Origin of the sequence: Flavivirga aquimarina (genome assembly GCF_030540835.1) — a bacterium.
In the GTDB taxonomy this organism is placed as follows: Bacteria; Bacteroidota; Bacteroidia; order Flavobacteriales; family Flavobacteriaceae; genus Flavivirga; species Flavivirga aquimarina.
Map to the genome: position 1 here is coordinate 26261 of NZ_JAUOEK010000117.1, position 15049 is coordinate 41309.

9 protein-coding genes and 1 pseudogene are annotated in these 15049 nt (G+C 31.2%); 8 read left to right on the forward strand and 2 right to left on the reverse strand.

Translation table 11 applies throughout. From position 1 onward, the window contains the following. Window positions 1-2: 2 nt before the first annotated feature. Window positions 3-1829, forward strand: a complete 1827-nt coding sequence (locus tag Q4Q35_RS10160; protein ID WP_303277861.1) for a site-specific DNA-methyltransferase — start codon at window positions 3-5, stop codon at window positions 1827-1829. A 5-nt stretch (window positions 1830-1834) separates the two neighbouring features. After that, window positions 1835-4852 (forward strand): type III restriction-modification system endonuclease, encoded by a 3018-nt coding sequence (locus Q4Q35_RS10165; protein ID WP_303277862.1) that lies wholly within the window; start codon window positions 1835-1837, stop codon window positions 4850-4852. A gap of 361 nt (window positions 4853-5213) precedes the next feature. On the opposite strand, the gene Q4Q35_RS10170 is transcribed toward Q4Q35_RS10165, so the two are convergent. Continuing rightward, window positions 5214-5987 (reverse strand): TIGR02757 family protein, encoded by a 774-nt coding sequence (locus Q4Q35_RS10170; RefSeq protein WP_303277863.1) that lies wholly within the window; start codon window positions 5985-5987, stop codon window positions 5214-5216. Between the two features lie 54 nt (window positions 5988-6041). Here Q4Q35_RS10170 and Q4Q35_RS10175 point away from each other — a divergent pair. Then, window positions 6042-6305, forward strand: a pseudogene (locus Q4Q35_RS10175) (DUF2400 family protein); the annotation flags it as partial. Between the two features lie 210 nt (window positions 6306-6515). After that, complete coding sequence (locus Q4Q35_RS10180) at window positions 6516-8003, forward strand: S10 family peptidase (RefSeq protein WP_303277864.1); 1488 nt, start codon at window positions 6516-6518, stop codon at window positions 8001-8003. A gap of 94 nt (window positions 8004-8097) precedes the next feature. Here Q4Q35_RS10180 and Q4Q35_RS10185 read toward each other — a convergent pair whose 3' ends face one another. Next, window positions 8098-9990 carry a M61 family metallopeptidase gene (locus tag Q4Q35_RS10185; protein WP_303277865.1) on the reverse strand — a complete coding sequence of 631 codons (1893 nt, stop codon included), beginning with the start codon at window positions 9988-9990 and terminating at the stop codon, window positions 8098-8100. A gap of 97 nt (window positions 9991-10087) precedes the next feature. On the opposite strand from Q4Q35_RS10185, the gene Q4Q35_RS10190 reads away from it, so the two are divergent. The 4 genes from Q4Q35_RS10190 (at window position 10088) to Q4Q35_RS10205 (ending at window position 15047) form a co-directional block, all read left to right on the forward strand. Beyond that, complete coding sequence (locus tag Q4Q35_RS10190) at window positions 10088-11095, forward strand: glycosyltransferase family 2 protein (protein WP_303277866.1); 1008 nt, start codon at window positions 10088-10090, stop codon at window positions 11093-11095. A 111-nt stretch (window positions 11096-11206) separates the two neighbouring features. Continuing rightward, the gene (locus tag Q4Q35_RS10195) at window positions 11207-11782 is read left to right on the forward strand and encodes a helix-turn-helix domain-containing protein (RefSeq protein ID WP_303277867.1); all 576 of its coding nucleotides are present in this window, start codon (window positions 11207-11209) and stop codon (window positions 11780-11782) included. 89 nt (window positions 11783-11871) lie between these two features. Next, window positions 11872-13794, forward strand: coding sequence for a BatA domain-containing protein (locus tag Q4Q35_RS10200; RefSeq protein ID WP_303277868.1), 1923 nt, complete (start codon window positions 11872-11874; stop codon window positions 13792-13794). Next, on the forward strand, window positions 13791-15047 hold the full coding sequence (locus Q4Q35_RS10205; RefSeq protein ID WP_303277869.1) for a dihydroorotase: 1257 nt from the start codon (window positions 13791-13793) through the stop codon (window positions 15045-15047). The genes Q4Q35_RS10200 and Q4Q35_RS10205 overlap by 4 nt, the downstream gene beginning before the upstream one ends. The last annotated feature ends 2 nt before the right edge of the window (window positions 15048-15049 follow it).

The following is a 15049-nucleotide window of genomic DNA, read 5'->3' on the forward strand; positions in this document are numbered from 1 at the left end:
GCATGGATAAAATAGAAAAAGGTGATAGCCTTTCTCAAAGCGAAAACATTGTAGAAACTAATATTGATACACTTAAAAGTTTATTCCCTGAAGTTGTTACCGAAGGAAAAATAGATTTTAAAGTACTACAAGACCTTTTAGGTGAAGAATTAGAAGAAGGTGAAGAATACTACCGTTTTACATGGGCTGGAAAAGCCAATGCCAGACGTGAAGCCCAAAAACCTAGTACTGGTACATTACGTCCAGCTAAAGATGAGAGCGTAGATTGGGAAACCACCCAAAACTTATACATTGAGGGTGACAACCTTGAAGTACTTAAGCTGCTGCAAAAAAGCTATGCTGGTAAGGTTAAAATGATTTACATAGACCCACCTTATAATACTGGTAAAGACTTTGTATATAAAGATAATTACAAAGATAACTTACGCAATTATCAAGAGGTTACTGGGCAGATAGATGAAGAAGGTAATAAACTAAGTACTAATAGTGATAGTGATGGTCGTTATCATTCTAACTGGCTCAACATGATGTACCCTCGTTTACGTTTGGCTCGAAATTTATTGAAAGATGATGGAGTCATATTTATTAGTATTGATGATAATGAAGTAGAAAATTTAAGTAAAATTTCAAATGAGGTTTTTGGTGAAGAAAATTTCTTAACAAGATTTATTTGGAGAAGAAGAAAAACTCAAGCAAATCTAGCTAAACACATTGCGCCTGTCCACGATTATATTTTGGTCTATTCAAAAAATTCAAATAAATTAAAATTGAATAGAATTCCTTTTTCTGATGAATTTATAAAAAAATCATTTTCCAATCCTGATAATGATAAAAGAGGATTGTATCAAACAGGGCCTTTAGCTAGACCTGCTAATTCAAATAATAAGGAATATGAACTAGAGTTGCCGAATGGAAGAAAAGTTAAAGCAAAATGGTCTTGTTCGCAACAAACTTTCGATGAGTATGTAAAGGATAATAGACTTGTCATTCCTAGAAATGGAGAAGGAATGCCGAGGAAAAAGATTTTCCTATCTGAGTTAGAAGGATTATTACCTAATACTTGGTTGGATAATATTGCTTCTAATGACGATGCCGCTAAAGAAACTGCTGATATTTTCGGAACAAATGCTTATTTTTCTTACCCTAAACCTACTAAACTTATGGAGTTTTTGTTAAATTTTGGTTCATCAGCTGGTGATATTGTTTTAGATTTCTTTTCAGGTTCTGCCTCGCTTGGGCATGCGGTATATAACTTAGCAGATAAAAAAGAACCTAGAAAATATATTTTAGTTCAATTACCTGAAAAAATTGAGACTGCTAATCCTGCTTTTAAAGATGGATTTGAAACGATTTCAAGATTAGCGATTGAAAGGCTCAAAAGAGTATCAAAAAAAATAGGCAATAAGGAAGCTGACTTAGGTTATAAAGTATTTAAACTAGACACTTCGAATATTAAAGGTTGGGATGGTAAACCAGCAAATCTAGATGAAAGCCTTTTTGATGCCCAAGATAATATTAAAACAGACCGTACAGAACATGATGTATTGTATGAAATATTACTTAAATATGGTTTAGACCTCACCTTGCCTATTGAAGAAAAAGTAATTGAAAACAAGACAGTATTTAGTGTTGGATATGGAGCTTTATTTATTTGTTTAGCTGATACTATTACCAGTAAAGTAGCAGAAGGTATTGGTGCTTGGAAAGAAGAACTAAAACCAGAAGTTTGTAGAGTGGTGTTTAAAGACTCTGGCTTTACCGATGTTGAGAAAACCAATAGTGTACAAACACTTAAACGTTTTGGTATCACAGAAATAAAAAGCATCTAACGTCTATGAAGATTCAATTTGACAGTAGTTTAGACTACCAAAAAGATGCTATTAAAGCTATTACAGATGTATTTCAAGGTCAAGAAGTATGTGAGGCTAACTTTACGGTATACTCACCAGAATTTTTAGCTAAACAACAAAATATAGCTTTTAATGATATTGGTTACGGTAATCGTTTAACACTAACAGAAGGTAATATAGTTGAGAATGTTCAAAACATTCAACTTTCTAATGGTTTAAAACCTTCAGATAGAAGTGGTATCGATAGAAATCATCTAGATTTTACTATTGAAATGGAAACAGGTACAGGAAAAACCTATGTGTATCTACGTACTATTATGGAACTATACAGAAAATATGGTTTTTCAAAACACATTATTGTAGTGCCTTCTATTCCAATAAAAGAAGGTGTTTATAAATCACTTCAAATCACCCAAGAGCATTTTAAGCAATTATATGACAATATCAACTACAATTATTTTATATATGATAGTAGTAAACTAAATGAAGTTAGAGACTTTTCTACTAACGATGGTTTAGATATTATGGTCATTAATATCGATGCCTTTCGTAAAAGTTTCGAGAATCCAGATGATGCTAAAAAGAAAGCAAACATTATACACCGATATAATGATAAACTAGGTTATAAACCTTTAGACCTCATCAAAAACACCAATCCTGTCGTTTTTATTGATGAACCGCAAAGTACCATGAGTACACCTCTAGCTAAAAAAGCGGTACAAAGTTTAAATCCATTAGCCATATTACGTTATTCTGCTACACATAAGGAAAAAGTGAATTTAATGTATAAATTGGATGCTGTTGATGCTTATGATAAAAAGTTGGTGAAGCAAATTGAAGTGGGTTCTATCCAAACAGAAGGTATGAATAATCAAGCCTATATAGGTTTATTAGATGTACGTTCCAGAGGCGGTAATATTGATGCTCGTGTTGAGGTAGATGCTTTACAAGGTGGAAAGATTAAACGAGTAAAAAAATGGGTAAAACAAAATCAAGATTTAGAAGAACTTACTGGACGTATTGAATATGAAGGGTATATTATTAAAGATATCTATGTTCAAGATGGATATATAGATTTTACCAGTCGTGATGAAGAGTTAAAAGTTGGTCAAGCTATTGGTAGCGTTGATGATAAGCAAATTAAAACAGCTTTAATTAGTAAAACTATTGAGGCTCATCTAGATAAAGAACTTGTTCTTAATCTTCAAGGCATTAAGGTATTGAGCTTATTTTTTATTGATTCAGTTGGTAAATACCGTGTATACGATGAAGATGGAAATTCATCTTTAGGAGAATATGCCAAAATCTTTGAAAATGAATACCAGAGACTCATCAAGAAGACTAAATATGCTAGTCTTTTTGGAGAAATGAAAGATGTTGAGATAAATGCTTCAGAAGTGCATAATGGGTATTTCTCAATAGATAAGAAAAGTAAAGCCAGTAACAAAAAAGAAAAGTTTGAATATTTTAAAGATACTACTGGTAAAGTAAACGCTGATGAAGACACCTATAACCTCATCATGCGTGATAAGGAAAAATTATTGAGTTTTGATTCTAAGTTGAGGTTTATATTCTCACATTCGGCATTAAAAGAAGGATGGGATAATCCAAACGTTTTTCAGATATGTACATTAAAAGATGCTGGTAATTCAGATATAAGAAGACGGCAGGAAATTGGTCGTGGCTTACGTTTATGTGTAAATCAAGAAGGTGAACGCGTTTATGGTTTTGAGACTAATACGTTAACAGTAATGGCTACAGAATCTTATGTTGATTTTGTAGATAATCTTCAAAAAGAAATAGAAACTGATACAGGAATTCGATTTGGTATTTTAGAATCTCACAGTTTCAATAATGTTGTAATAAGTATTGATGGTGATGAAGTAAATTACTTAGGTCAAGAGAAATCAGAACAGTTATATGATTACCTCATCTTAAAAGGTTATATAGATACCAGAGGAAAAGTTCAAGATTTATTACGTGTTGCCATCAAAGAAGATAATGTTGAACTTCCTGAAGAGTTTACAGAAAGTGAACATATTGAAAAACAAATTTTAAGCAATCTAAAAGATGCTGCTGGAAAACTTCAAATTAAAAATCAAGATGATAAAAAGAGAGTTAAAGTAAACAGACGTATTCTTAATAGTCCTGAATTCAAAGAACTTTGGGAGCGTGTTAAATACAAAACAACATTTGCTGTAGACTTTGATTCAAGTAACCTTGTAAAAGAGTGTATAAGAGCTTTGGACGATAGATTAAAGATTACAAGAGGTAAGCTTCATTATACTAAAGTTAAGCTAGAAATGAACATTGGTGGACTTCAAGTTAATGAAGACCCAAAAACTTATTCTGAGAATGTTAAAGAAGAAGTTGATGTGTTACCAGACATTGTTGGATATCTTCAAAATGAAACACAATTAACACGAAGGTCTATTGTTAAGATTTTAACTGGTACAAATAAGCTTCCTTATTTTAAAATAAATCCTCAAAAATTCATTGAAGGTTGTATTGACATCATTAATGAACAAATGCGTTTACATATCATTGATGGTATTCAGTATAAAAAAATCGGAGATTCTGAGTATTACAGTCAAGAGCTATTCGAAAATGAAGAATTATTTGGGTATTTACAAAGTAATTTAAAGGAAAGCGAAAAATCACCTTATGACTATGTAGTTTATGATTCCACTATAGAATCTAAATTAGCAAACGACTTTGAAAATAGTGATAACATTTCTGTATATGCTAAACTTCCAAACTGGTTTAAAATAGATACACCATTAGGAACTTATAATCCTGATTGGGCTATCCTCTGGAAAGATGGTAATGATGAAAAACTATACTTTGTTGTAGAATCTAAAGGAACTACCTTATTGGGAGATTTAAGACCAAAAGAACAAGGGAAAATTGATTGTGGTAAAAAACACTTTAAAGCTTTAGATACTGAAATGATAGTAGCTGCTAATATGGAAGATGTAACGAATCAAGCTTTGATGAGGTAAAGTAGTTTAGTAATTTGAAAAAGAAAATTTATGAGTACGAATGCAAGTTTAAACAGGTCAAGAAAATTTTCAATATTGTAAATGAGAATAAATCACCGTTTCCTCATTTCGTTTTGATATCTGATAAATTGCATTCTTTCTCTGATTTTAAAGATATACCAGATGAATTATACTATCAGATTATTAAAGAAGGTAAACCGGAAAAAACACTTGTTTCTAAATACATCTAATATTCAAAGTATTGAAGCTCGTTTAAAAATTTATCTTAAAGATAATTTAAAATATCATTTTGGAGTTGTTGTCGAATTAAAAGGAAATTGTAATTCTCAAATAATGTTAAAATATTAATTTAAATAATTAGCTAGAAACCTTCAAAAACTCCTAAACCAAACAAGGCAAAATCGTATTTTACAGGGTCATTTGGGTCAAGATTCCTTAAAGCTGTATCTAATTCTGATAGAGCTTTACCGTCATTCTGTTTTCTTTTTAATAACCCCAACTTTCTAGCTACATTTCCTGAGTGTACATCTAAAGGACATGATAATGTTGATGGAGAAATGGATTTCCAAATTCCTAAATCTACACCAGCATTATCATTACGACAATTCCATCTAAGCCACATATTTAAACGTTTAGCAGCTGAACCTCTTAAAGGGTCGCTTATATGTTTAGTTGTTCTTTGTGGATGCTCAAGCTCGAAGAATATTTTTTTAAACTCAGATATAGCATATTGAGTAGAATTATTGATTACATTTTTTGAAATAATATGTTCTAGACCATTGTGATTAGAATATATATTCCTCAAGCTTTTCATAAAATAGCTCAAATCAGTACTATTGAACGTTCTATGTACGAACCCATCAAACTTTTCAAGGTTATCATCTGTATGATTCATAATGAAATCGTATGGTGAATTTCCCACCAATTCCATCATTCTATTAGCATTATTTATGATGCTTTTTCTATTACCCCAAGCAATAGTAGCAGCAAGAAAACCAGATATTTCCATATCTTCCTTTAGATTATACCGATGAGGTATTTGAAGTGGGTCGGAGTCTATAAAATCTAATTTATTGTATTTTTCTACTTTACTATCTAAGAATTCTTTAAGTTCGTTTTTTTGAAGTTTCATCATACTTACAAAGGTAAAGTTTAAATAATGTTATTTACTACCTTTTATACATTGAATAATATGTTTTTACGCTGGATGGTTCGAGACGATGATGCAGGTGTTGATTTTGGCATTTGGAAAAGTCTCTCTCCCTCTAAATTGTCGTGTCCTCTAGATGTACATTCTGGAAACGTAGCTAGAAAACTGGGATTATTAAAGCGTAAGCAAAATGATGCAAAAGCCCTATTAGAATTAGATACAGCCCTAAGAAAATTAGATGCCAATGATCCAGTTAAATACGATTTTGCTCTTTTCGGATTGGGTGTTTTTGAAGGGTTTTAACATTTGTTTTTCTTATCTTTAAATAATGAAGTGGTTTAAACTCTTTCAATTGGCTAAAAAATGATGCTTTTTTGCCCTTTTTTCGACTTTTTTCCCTCCGTAGCTATGCTATGCAACTCAAAAAAGGCTTTAAAAGAACAAAAAATCATTAATTTTCGCTTTAATCCAAAAAGTTTAAACCACTTCAATCAAATATTTAATACAATTTCAATGAAAAATTATTTACTTTTTCTATTTTCAATGTCTTCGCTAATAGCTTTATCACAAAGCAGAAAAATTCCAACAGACACAACTGTAGTAACGACTCATAACACAACAATTAAAGGAATTAATTTTTCATACACAGCAACTACAGGTACGCAACCTGTTTGGAATAAAAAAGATGAACCTATAGCCACGCTTTATTACACCTATTATGAACGTACAAATATTAAAAACAGAGCAAATAGACCATTAGTTATATCTTTTAATGGTGGTCCTGGGTCTGCATCTGTATGGATGCATATTGCTTATACAGGCCCCAAAGTATTAAATATTGATGATGAAGGTTACCCTATACAACCTTATGGTGTAAAAAACAACCCTAATTCTATTTTAGATGTTGCAGATATCGTATATGTAAACCCTGTTAACACAGGGTATTCAAGAATGATTGAAAACAAAAAAGGGGAGCTCCCAAAAAGAGAGACTTTTTTCGGCATTAATGCCGATATAAAATATTTAGCAGAATGGATAAATACATTTGTTACTAGAAAAAATCGTTGGGAGTCGCCTAAGTATATTATTGGAGAAAGTTATGGTGGTACTCGTGTTATGGGCTTAGCAAATGAATTACAAAGCAAACAATGGATGTATTTAAACGGTGTTATTTTAGTATCTCCTGCAGATTATAAGCTTTATGCCACATCGCAACCTGTATATTCTGCTTTAAACTTACCCTATTTTACTGCGGCAGCATGGTATCAAAAAGTACTACCTCCTACTTTGCAACAAAAAGATTTATTAGATATTTTACCAGAATCTGAAACTTATGCTATTCAAACTTTAATGCCGGCATTAGCCAAAGGTGGTTTTATTTCTGAAAATGAAAAACTAGAAGTTGCTAAAAAAATGGCTTACTATTCTGGTTTGAGTGAAACTGCTATTTTGCAAAATAACTTAGATATCCCAACTAGCTTTTTTTGGAAAGAATTGCTGAGAAATAAAACAGGACAGACTATTGGCCGATTAGATTCTAGGTATTTAGGAATTGATAAAACTGAAACTGGTGATAGCCCCGATTATAGCCCCGAATTAACATCATGGTTACATTCGTTTACACCTGCAATAAACTACTACATAAAAGAGCATCTTAATTTCAAAACAGATGTTAAATATAATATGTTTGGAGATGTACACCCTTGGGATAGAAGAAATAATAACACCAGAGAGGACTTACGAAAAGCTATGGCCCAAAACCCTTATTTAAAAGTGTTAGTCCAATCAGGGTATTACGATGGAGCCACTACATATTTTGGTGCTAAATATACCATGTGGCAAGTAGACCCAAGTGGTAAGATGAAAGACCGTTTCTCTTTTAAAGGTTACAGAAGTGGGCATATGATGTACTTACGCCATGAGGACTTAATTTCTGCTAATGATGATTTACGAGCTTTTATAAAGAGTTCATTATCTAAAGGAAAATCGGCTAAGTATTAATCTTATACTTTATTCTTTTTAAGAAAAAACAAATAAAAAACGATTGACAAACAGTATGTTCGCCAATCGTTTTTATAAAATATATTAAAAAGTATTATCCTTTTAACCAAGCCTCGCGTAATGCTTTTTGAGCATCAGTAACATCTGCTTTTTCAATAATGGTTTTGCCAGCAACATAACCTTGCGTAGTCGTTGTTTTTATAACTATTTCTTCGCCACTTCTTTCTAATGTTAGTTCAATATCTTTTCCTGGTTTCCACATAAAAACCTTTTGTAAAACATCATTGGCATTTTGCAATGTTAGAGCTTCACCCCCAACAGACTTTATAACATCGTTTGCTTGTATACCTTGTTCTTCCCAAAAACTGTTCTTTAATGCCATATCTGTAAAAAATATAGTGCCTTTTTGTGGGTCTGCACTTACAATAGGAATACCGTCCATTAATATATAATTAGCTTCTACCCTACCTTCTCCAATTTCTAAACCAACTTTCTCGAAAAATACATTATAATCTATTGGTATATCTCCAATAACATGAGTATCGAAAAACTCACGTAATGAAGGGTACGTCATAGCTACAATTTCATCTATAAGTTTATCATCTTCAAACGGTTTATTTTTTCCATATTTATTTGATAACTCTTTCATTAAAGATAAAATACCTCTATTACCATTGCTTTCTTCACGCATTAAAATATCAATACACATACCTATTAATGCGCCTTTTTGATACACATTTAAATACTCATCCTTATAAGGAGCTTTTAAAACATTTTCACTCATTATAGTAAAACTCATAGCATCATTCATTTGTTTAGATTGCTGAATTTTACTCATAATTTTATTGTAAAAATCGGCTTCTTTAACAAGTCCTTGATCTACTTGGAATAACGTTGCAAAATACTCGGTTACACCTTCATACATCCATAAATGCTTAGAGAAAGTGGGATTATTATAATCAAAATAATGAACATCTTCAGAATGTACACTTAAAGGAGTTACTATATGAAAAAACTCATGAGACACAACATCTGTCATACTTTCTGCCAAAGCATCCTCAGGCATAGATTCCGGCAATACCACTACAGTTGATGTATGATGCTCTAAAGCACCATAACCTTTTGGAGAATCTTCATCGCCTTCAGATAAATACAAATAAATATCATAACGCGGTGTTGTATTGATGTCTCCCAAATACGTTTTTTGGGCTTGCATCATTTTAAATACCGTCTCTTTTAAAGATTTAGCAGAATGAATTTTATTAGGCGAATAAACGCTTAATACAATTTTAATATCGCCTACCTTAAATTCTTCAACATCTAAATTACCATACATCATAGGGTTATCGGTAATATCAAAATATCTTGTAGCAAAATAACTTGTTGTTATATTTTTTCCATCTTCGCTAGTCTTAGAACCTACATTTTGTAATGCAGAAGTACGTTTAAAATCTGTAGAAGCTGTTACATCTAACTTATACTGATTGTTTTTTAAAGAATCAAAGTAGCCAATAAATCCATGTAAATTTAACACATAATTATCGGGTTCGATATTCGTTCCAGAAGGTGAAAAAGGGGTGTCCTTTCCTATACCACCTTCAACTTCTGTATCATAAGTATCATTAACCCAATAAGTAATTTTATCCAATTGCTTTGCATTACTAATAGACCAAGTGTTAGTATCTACTTTATTTACTGGCAAGTCATTCCCCTGATAATCAATAGCTTTAAAATCATCAATATACTTACCAAAATCACTTACCGAATAGGTTCCTTGTATTACTTTTGGTAAACGGTATGTTACAGTTTCCACAGTAAAACGTCCCGGATCGATAGTTACCGGTGCTTTATCATTATCAATACCTGCTAAGTTTATCGATGTTGTTATTGGCAAACTTGTTGCTAAATCATTTTTTGTATTCTTTGTAGAACTACAACTTGCTAGTAAAATGCTTGCTAATAACGCAGCAAATGTCTTAGTATTCATTTAATTAATTTTAGTTTTTTTATAGACGCACAAAATACTACTATGTTACGGGCTCTTTTCTTAAGGTTATGTTAAAAAGATAAATTATATTCGCCCAATGCAAACCCCTTTAGTTAGTATACTCATACCTTTTAAGAATACAGAAGCCTTTATAAAAGCCTGTTTGGTTTCTGTATTAAATCAAACATATACGCATTGGGAATTGCTTATAGTTGATGATGCTTCTTCTGATTCTAGTTTTAATATCGTTAAAGAATTTGCTGAAAATGATGATAGAATCACTCTTTTAAAGAACTCCGGGTCGGGGATTATTGATGCTTTACGATTCGCTTTTAAACATAGCAAAGGGGCATTTATTACACGAATGGATAGTGACGATATCATGCATTCCAACAAATTGGAAGTGTTAGTAACCAATTTATTAAAACACGGAAAGCAACATATAGCTGTCGGTTTAGTAAACTATTTTTCTGAAGATGGCATTAAAGAAGGTTATAAAAACTATGAGATTTGGTTAAATAACTTAACCAAAACAGGACGCAATTATTCTGAAATTTATAAAGAATGTGTGATTCCGTCGCCTTGTTGGATGGCTCACAGAAACGACTTAATAGCCTGTGATGCTTTTAACCCCAATAGATACCCCGAAGATTACGATTTAGCGTTTAGATTTTATAAACACCAATATAAATGTATTCCTTGTGATACCGTTATTCATGATTGGAGAGATTATAGTTCGCGAACTTCAAGAACTCATGAACATTATGCCGAGAATCATTTTATAGATATAAAACTACGTTACTTTTTAGAGTTAGATTATAATCCAGACAAATCACTTGTTATTTGGGGGGCCGGAAACAAAGGGAAAACGGTTGCCAAAACACTTATTAAAAAGGCTGTCCCTTTTCAGTGGATTTGCGATAACCCCAATAAAATTGGAAGAGATATTTACGGTAGTGTATTAAAACCTTTTAGTGCCTTAAAAAACATTAAGAATCCTCAAAGTATTATTACGGTTGCTAATAAAGAAGCACAAACAGAGATTAGAGATTATATGAATACACTAAACTTGAAGAATGTTTGCGATTATGTTTTCTTCTGTTAAGAGCAATAAAATCAACTAACAGGCAAAAATGTCGTGAAAATGTCGCAAATAAACCGTTATCAAAAGATAGGTTTCATAAGTAATTTTGGCAATAATTAAACTAAATTAATTATGAACGAAATAGGAATAAAAATTAGAGAAGTTAGAAAAATAAAAGGGTTATCTCAAGAAGAATTAGCAGATATTGCAAAAGTAAATTTGAGAACGATACAACGAATAGAGAATAATAAAAATGAACCTAGAGGAAAAACACTTCATTTAATTTGTCAAGCTTTAGATTTAAATGCAGAGGATATTTTAGATTACGGAAAACAAAGCGATAAAAATTATTTAATTTATTTTCATTTATCTGTTTTATCATTTTTAATTATTCCTACTGGAAATATAATTATTCCCTTTATTTTATGGATGACTAAAAAAGATAAAATTATTGGATTAAAAAACACTGGAGCCAATCTCTTAAATTTTCAAATTATTTGGACGTTAATTACTTATTCTATAATAATTTTTGGTGGGTTTCTTAAAATTATACATTTTGAAATTGGTCCAGGGAATTTTATACTTTCATTCTATGCACTTATTATCCTTTGTCCTATAAATATTATTTTGCCAATAATTTTTGCTATTAAAATTAGAAGAGGGAAAATAAAAGCTTTTTATCCAAACATTATTAAATTAATAAAATAATAATTTCTTAATAGAAGAACCTTATTTTTCATTCTATTCAATACTTTGAAAATGAAAAAAAATATGTAGCTTTGACAAATCTAAAATGAATGCAGTTTAAACACCCAGAACTTCTTTACGCTTTATTTTTACTGCTTATTCCTATAATTGTTCACTTATTTCAATTACGAAAATTTCAAAAAGTGGCTTTTACTAATGTGGCCTTTTTAAAAGAAGCAACATTACAAACCCGTAAAAGCTCTCAAATAAAAAAGTGGCTAATTCTCTGTACAAGATTATTACTTCTTGCAGCTATTGTTTTTGCATTCGCACAGCCCTTTACGTCTAAATCTGATGCCTTTAAAACTAAAAAAGAAACAGTTATTTATTTAGATAATTCATTTAGTTTACAAGCAAAAGGAAATCAAGGGGCTCTTTTAAAACGTGCCATTCAGGATATTATTAGTAACGTATCTGAAAGTGAAAACATCTCGTTGCTTACTAATGATAACACTTACAAAAACACGACCATAAAAGCTATTAAAAACGATTTACTGCAATTAGGGTACTCATCTAATAAATTAACATCACAAGCTGCTCTATTAAAAAGTAACACGATTTTTAGCAAACAAAAAAACACGTTAAGACATCTGGTTTTTATTTCCGATTTCCAACAAGATGCAGCTAATTTCAATCCAAAAGTAGATTCGCTAACGAATCTTCATTTGGTAAAGTTACAGCCTATAAGTACTAGTAACGTCACTATTGATAGTGTTTATATTTCTAAAAAAACCGCAACCGCTATAGAGTTAAAAGTACTTTTAAAGAACAGCGGAAGTGCTATTGAAAGTCTACCTGTTTCACTATTTAGCAATGATAATTTAATTGCTAAAACTTCGGTAGCTATTGAAGGTGATGCTGAAACCATATTTTCACTTCCCGTTAATGAAGTTATTAATGGAAAAATTATAATTGACGATTCTAATTTACAATTTGACAATAGTTTATTTTTCAATATTAACAATGGCACAAAGGCTAATGTACTTTCTATAAATGCCGTAAATGATTCCTTTTTAAAACGTATTTATACCGAAAATGAATTCAATTATACTGCCACTATAGAAAATCAATTAAACTATAATATTATTGATCAACAGCATCTCATTATTTTAAATGAGTTACAGACCATTCCAAATGCCTTAGTGTCTGCTTTAAAACAATTTACTAAACAAAGCGGCATACTCATTATAATTCCTTCAAAAAACATAAATAAACAATCTTACAATCAATTATTAGCAAATCATAGTTCTAATTTTAACAACCTACTCTTAACCGAAAAACGTATTACAACCATTAATTATGCGCATCCTTTGTATAACAATGATGTGTTTGAAAAACAAGTGAGTAATTTTCAATACCCTAAAGTGACAAGTTTTTATGGTGTTTCGTCTAACGGCACTAATGTCTTACAATTTGAAGATGGCAAACCATTTTTATATCAAAACAAGAATGTCTATATATTTACTGCCGCTTTAAACAATGAGAATTCAAATTTTATAAATTCGCCATTAATTGTACCGACACTTTATAACATAGGAAAGCACAGTCTAAAAACACCAAACTTATATTATACTATTGGACAGGAAAACACATTTGATGTTGATACACAATTACAACAAGATGACATTTTATCGTTAGTTAATAATGGTATTAATATAATTCCCAGACAGCAATACTTTAACAATAAAGTAGTTGTAAGCACTTCTAAAGATCCATCGATAGCTAATACTTATACAATAAAGAATAAAAACGAAAACATTAAGAACATTAGCTATAATTATAATAGGGATGAAAGCAATTTAACTTACAGGAACCTTTCTCCTTCAAAAAATATAACAGTTAGCGATTCAATTATCGAAATTTTTAACACTTTAAAAAGTGATACAAAAATTAACGCCTTATGGAAATGGTTTGTTATTTTTGCACTAGCATTATTGATTATTGAAATGGGCATCTTAAAATACTTTAAATGAACATACTTATAAAATCTGCTACCATAATAGATTCAAAAAGCGAGTTCCATAACAAAACTCAAGATTTATTAATTGAAAATGGTAAGATTTCAAAGATTGCCACTAAGATTAAAAACACCAATAATTATCAAGAGGTTAAGTTAGACAATCTACATATTTCGCAAGGTTGGTTTGATAGTAGTGTATGTTTTGGTGAGCCTGGGTTTGAAGAACGCGAAACCATAAAAAATGGGCTTAAAACCGCGGCATCTGCAGGTTTTACCGCTGCTGCTTTAAATGCCAACACATACCCTGTTTTAGATTCTAATTCTGATATTACTTTTGTTAACACAAAATCGCATAATAACGCTGTATCGCTATTACCTATCGGGTCATTAACACTAGGTGGTAAAGGTGAAGATTTGGCAGAACTTTATGATATGCACTCGGCAGGGGCTGTTGCATTTTACGATTACAAAAAACCGATTTCTAATCCTAACCTTATGAAAATTGCCTTGCAATATGCGAGTAATTTTGATGGATTGGTCTGTTCGTTTCCACAAGAAAGTAAAATTTCCGGGCATGGTGTTATGAATGAAAATATAACTAGTACCTCACTAGGCTTAAAAGGTAATCCTGCTTTGGCAGAAGAATTACAGGTAGCTCGCGATTTATTTTTATTAGAATATACAGGTGGAAAATTGCATATTCCTACTATTTCTACAGCGACTTCTGTAGCACTTATAAGAGAAGCCAAAAAGAAAAAACTAGACGTTACTTGTAGCGCTGCTATACATAATTTATATTTTACAGATACCGTATTAAAAGATTTTAATACACACTTTAAGGTACTACCACCACTTCGTACTCAAGAAGATGTAGATGCTTTAATTGAAGGTATTAAAGATAGTACTATAGACATGGTAACGAGTGATCATAATCCTATAGATATTGAACAAAAGAAGATAGAATTTGATCATGCCGAATATGGAACCATAGGGCTGGAAAGTGCCTTCGGGGCTTTACAAGCTATTTTTTCGACTAAGAAAACCATAGATATTTTAACTAAAGGAAAAACACGATTTGCTCTAGAACAAGCACCTATTAATATTGGTAATAAAGCGAACATAACACTTTTTAATCCAGATACTAAATATTCCTTTTCTCAAAATAACATCGTTTCAAAATCAAAGAATGCCATTTTCGAGGGAGAGGCTTTAAAAGGAACCGTTTATGGGATCATCTCGAATAACAAAGTTTCATTAAACAAATAAAA

Excerpts from the sequence above, each read along its gene's own strand:
- Q4Q35_RS10170 (WP_303277863.1), bottom strand. The coding sequence starts at position 5,987 with ATGATGAAACTTCAAAAAAACGAACTTAAAGAATTCTTAGATAGTAAA.
- Q4Q35_RS10190 (WP_303277866.1), top strand. The coding sequence starts at position 10,088 with ATGCAAACCCCTTTAGTTAGTATACTCATACCTTTTAAGAATACAGAA.
- Q4Q35_RS10195 (WP_303277867.1), top strand. The coding sequence starts at position 11,207 with ATGAACGAAATAGGAATAAAAATTAGAGAAGTTAGAAAAATAAAAGGG.
- Q4Q35_RS10165 (WP_303277862.1), top strand. The coding sequence starts at position 1,835 with ATGAAGATTCAATTTGACAGTAGTTTAGACTACCAAAAAGATGCTATT.
- Q4Q35_RS10200 (WP_303277868.1), top strand. The coding sequence starts at position 11,872 with ATGCAGTTTAAACACCCAGAACTTCTTTACGCTTTATTTTTACTGCTT.
- Q4Q35_RS10180 (WP_303277864.1), top strand. The coding sequence starts at position 6,516 with ATGAAAAATTATTTACTTTTTCTATTTTCAATGTCTTCGCTAATAGCT.
- Q4Q35_RS10185 (WP_303277865.1), bottom strand. The coding sequence starts at position 9,990 with ATGAATACTAAGACATTTGCTGCGTTATTAGCAAGCATTTTACTAGCA.
- Q4Q35_RS10205 (WP_303277869.1), top strand. The coding sequence starts at position 13,791 with ATGAACATACTTATAAAATCTGCTACCATAATAGATTCAAAAAGCGAG.
- Q4Q35_RS10160 (WP_303277861.1), top strand. The coding sequence starts at position 3 with ATGGATAAAATAGAAAAAGGTGATAGCCTTTCTCAAAGCGAAAACATT.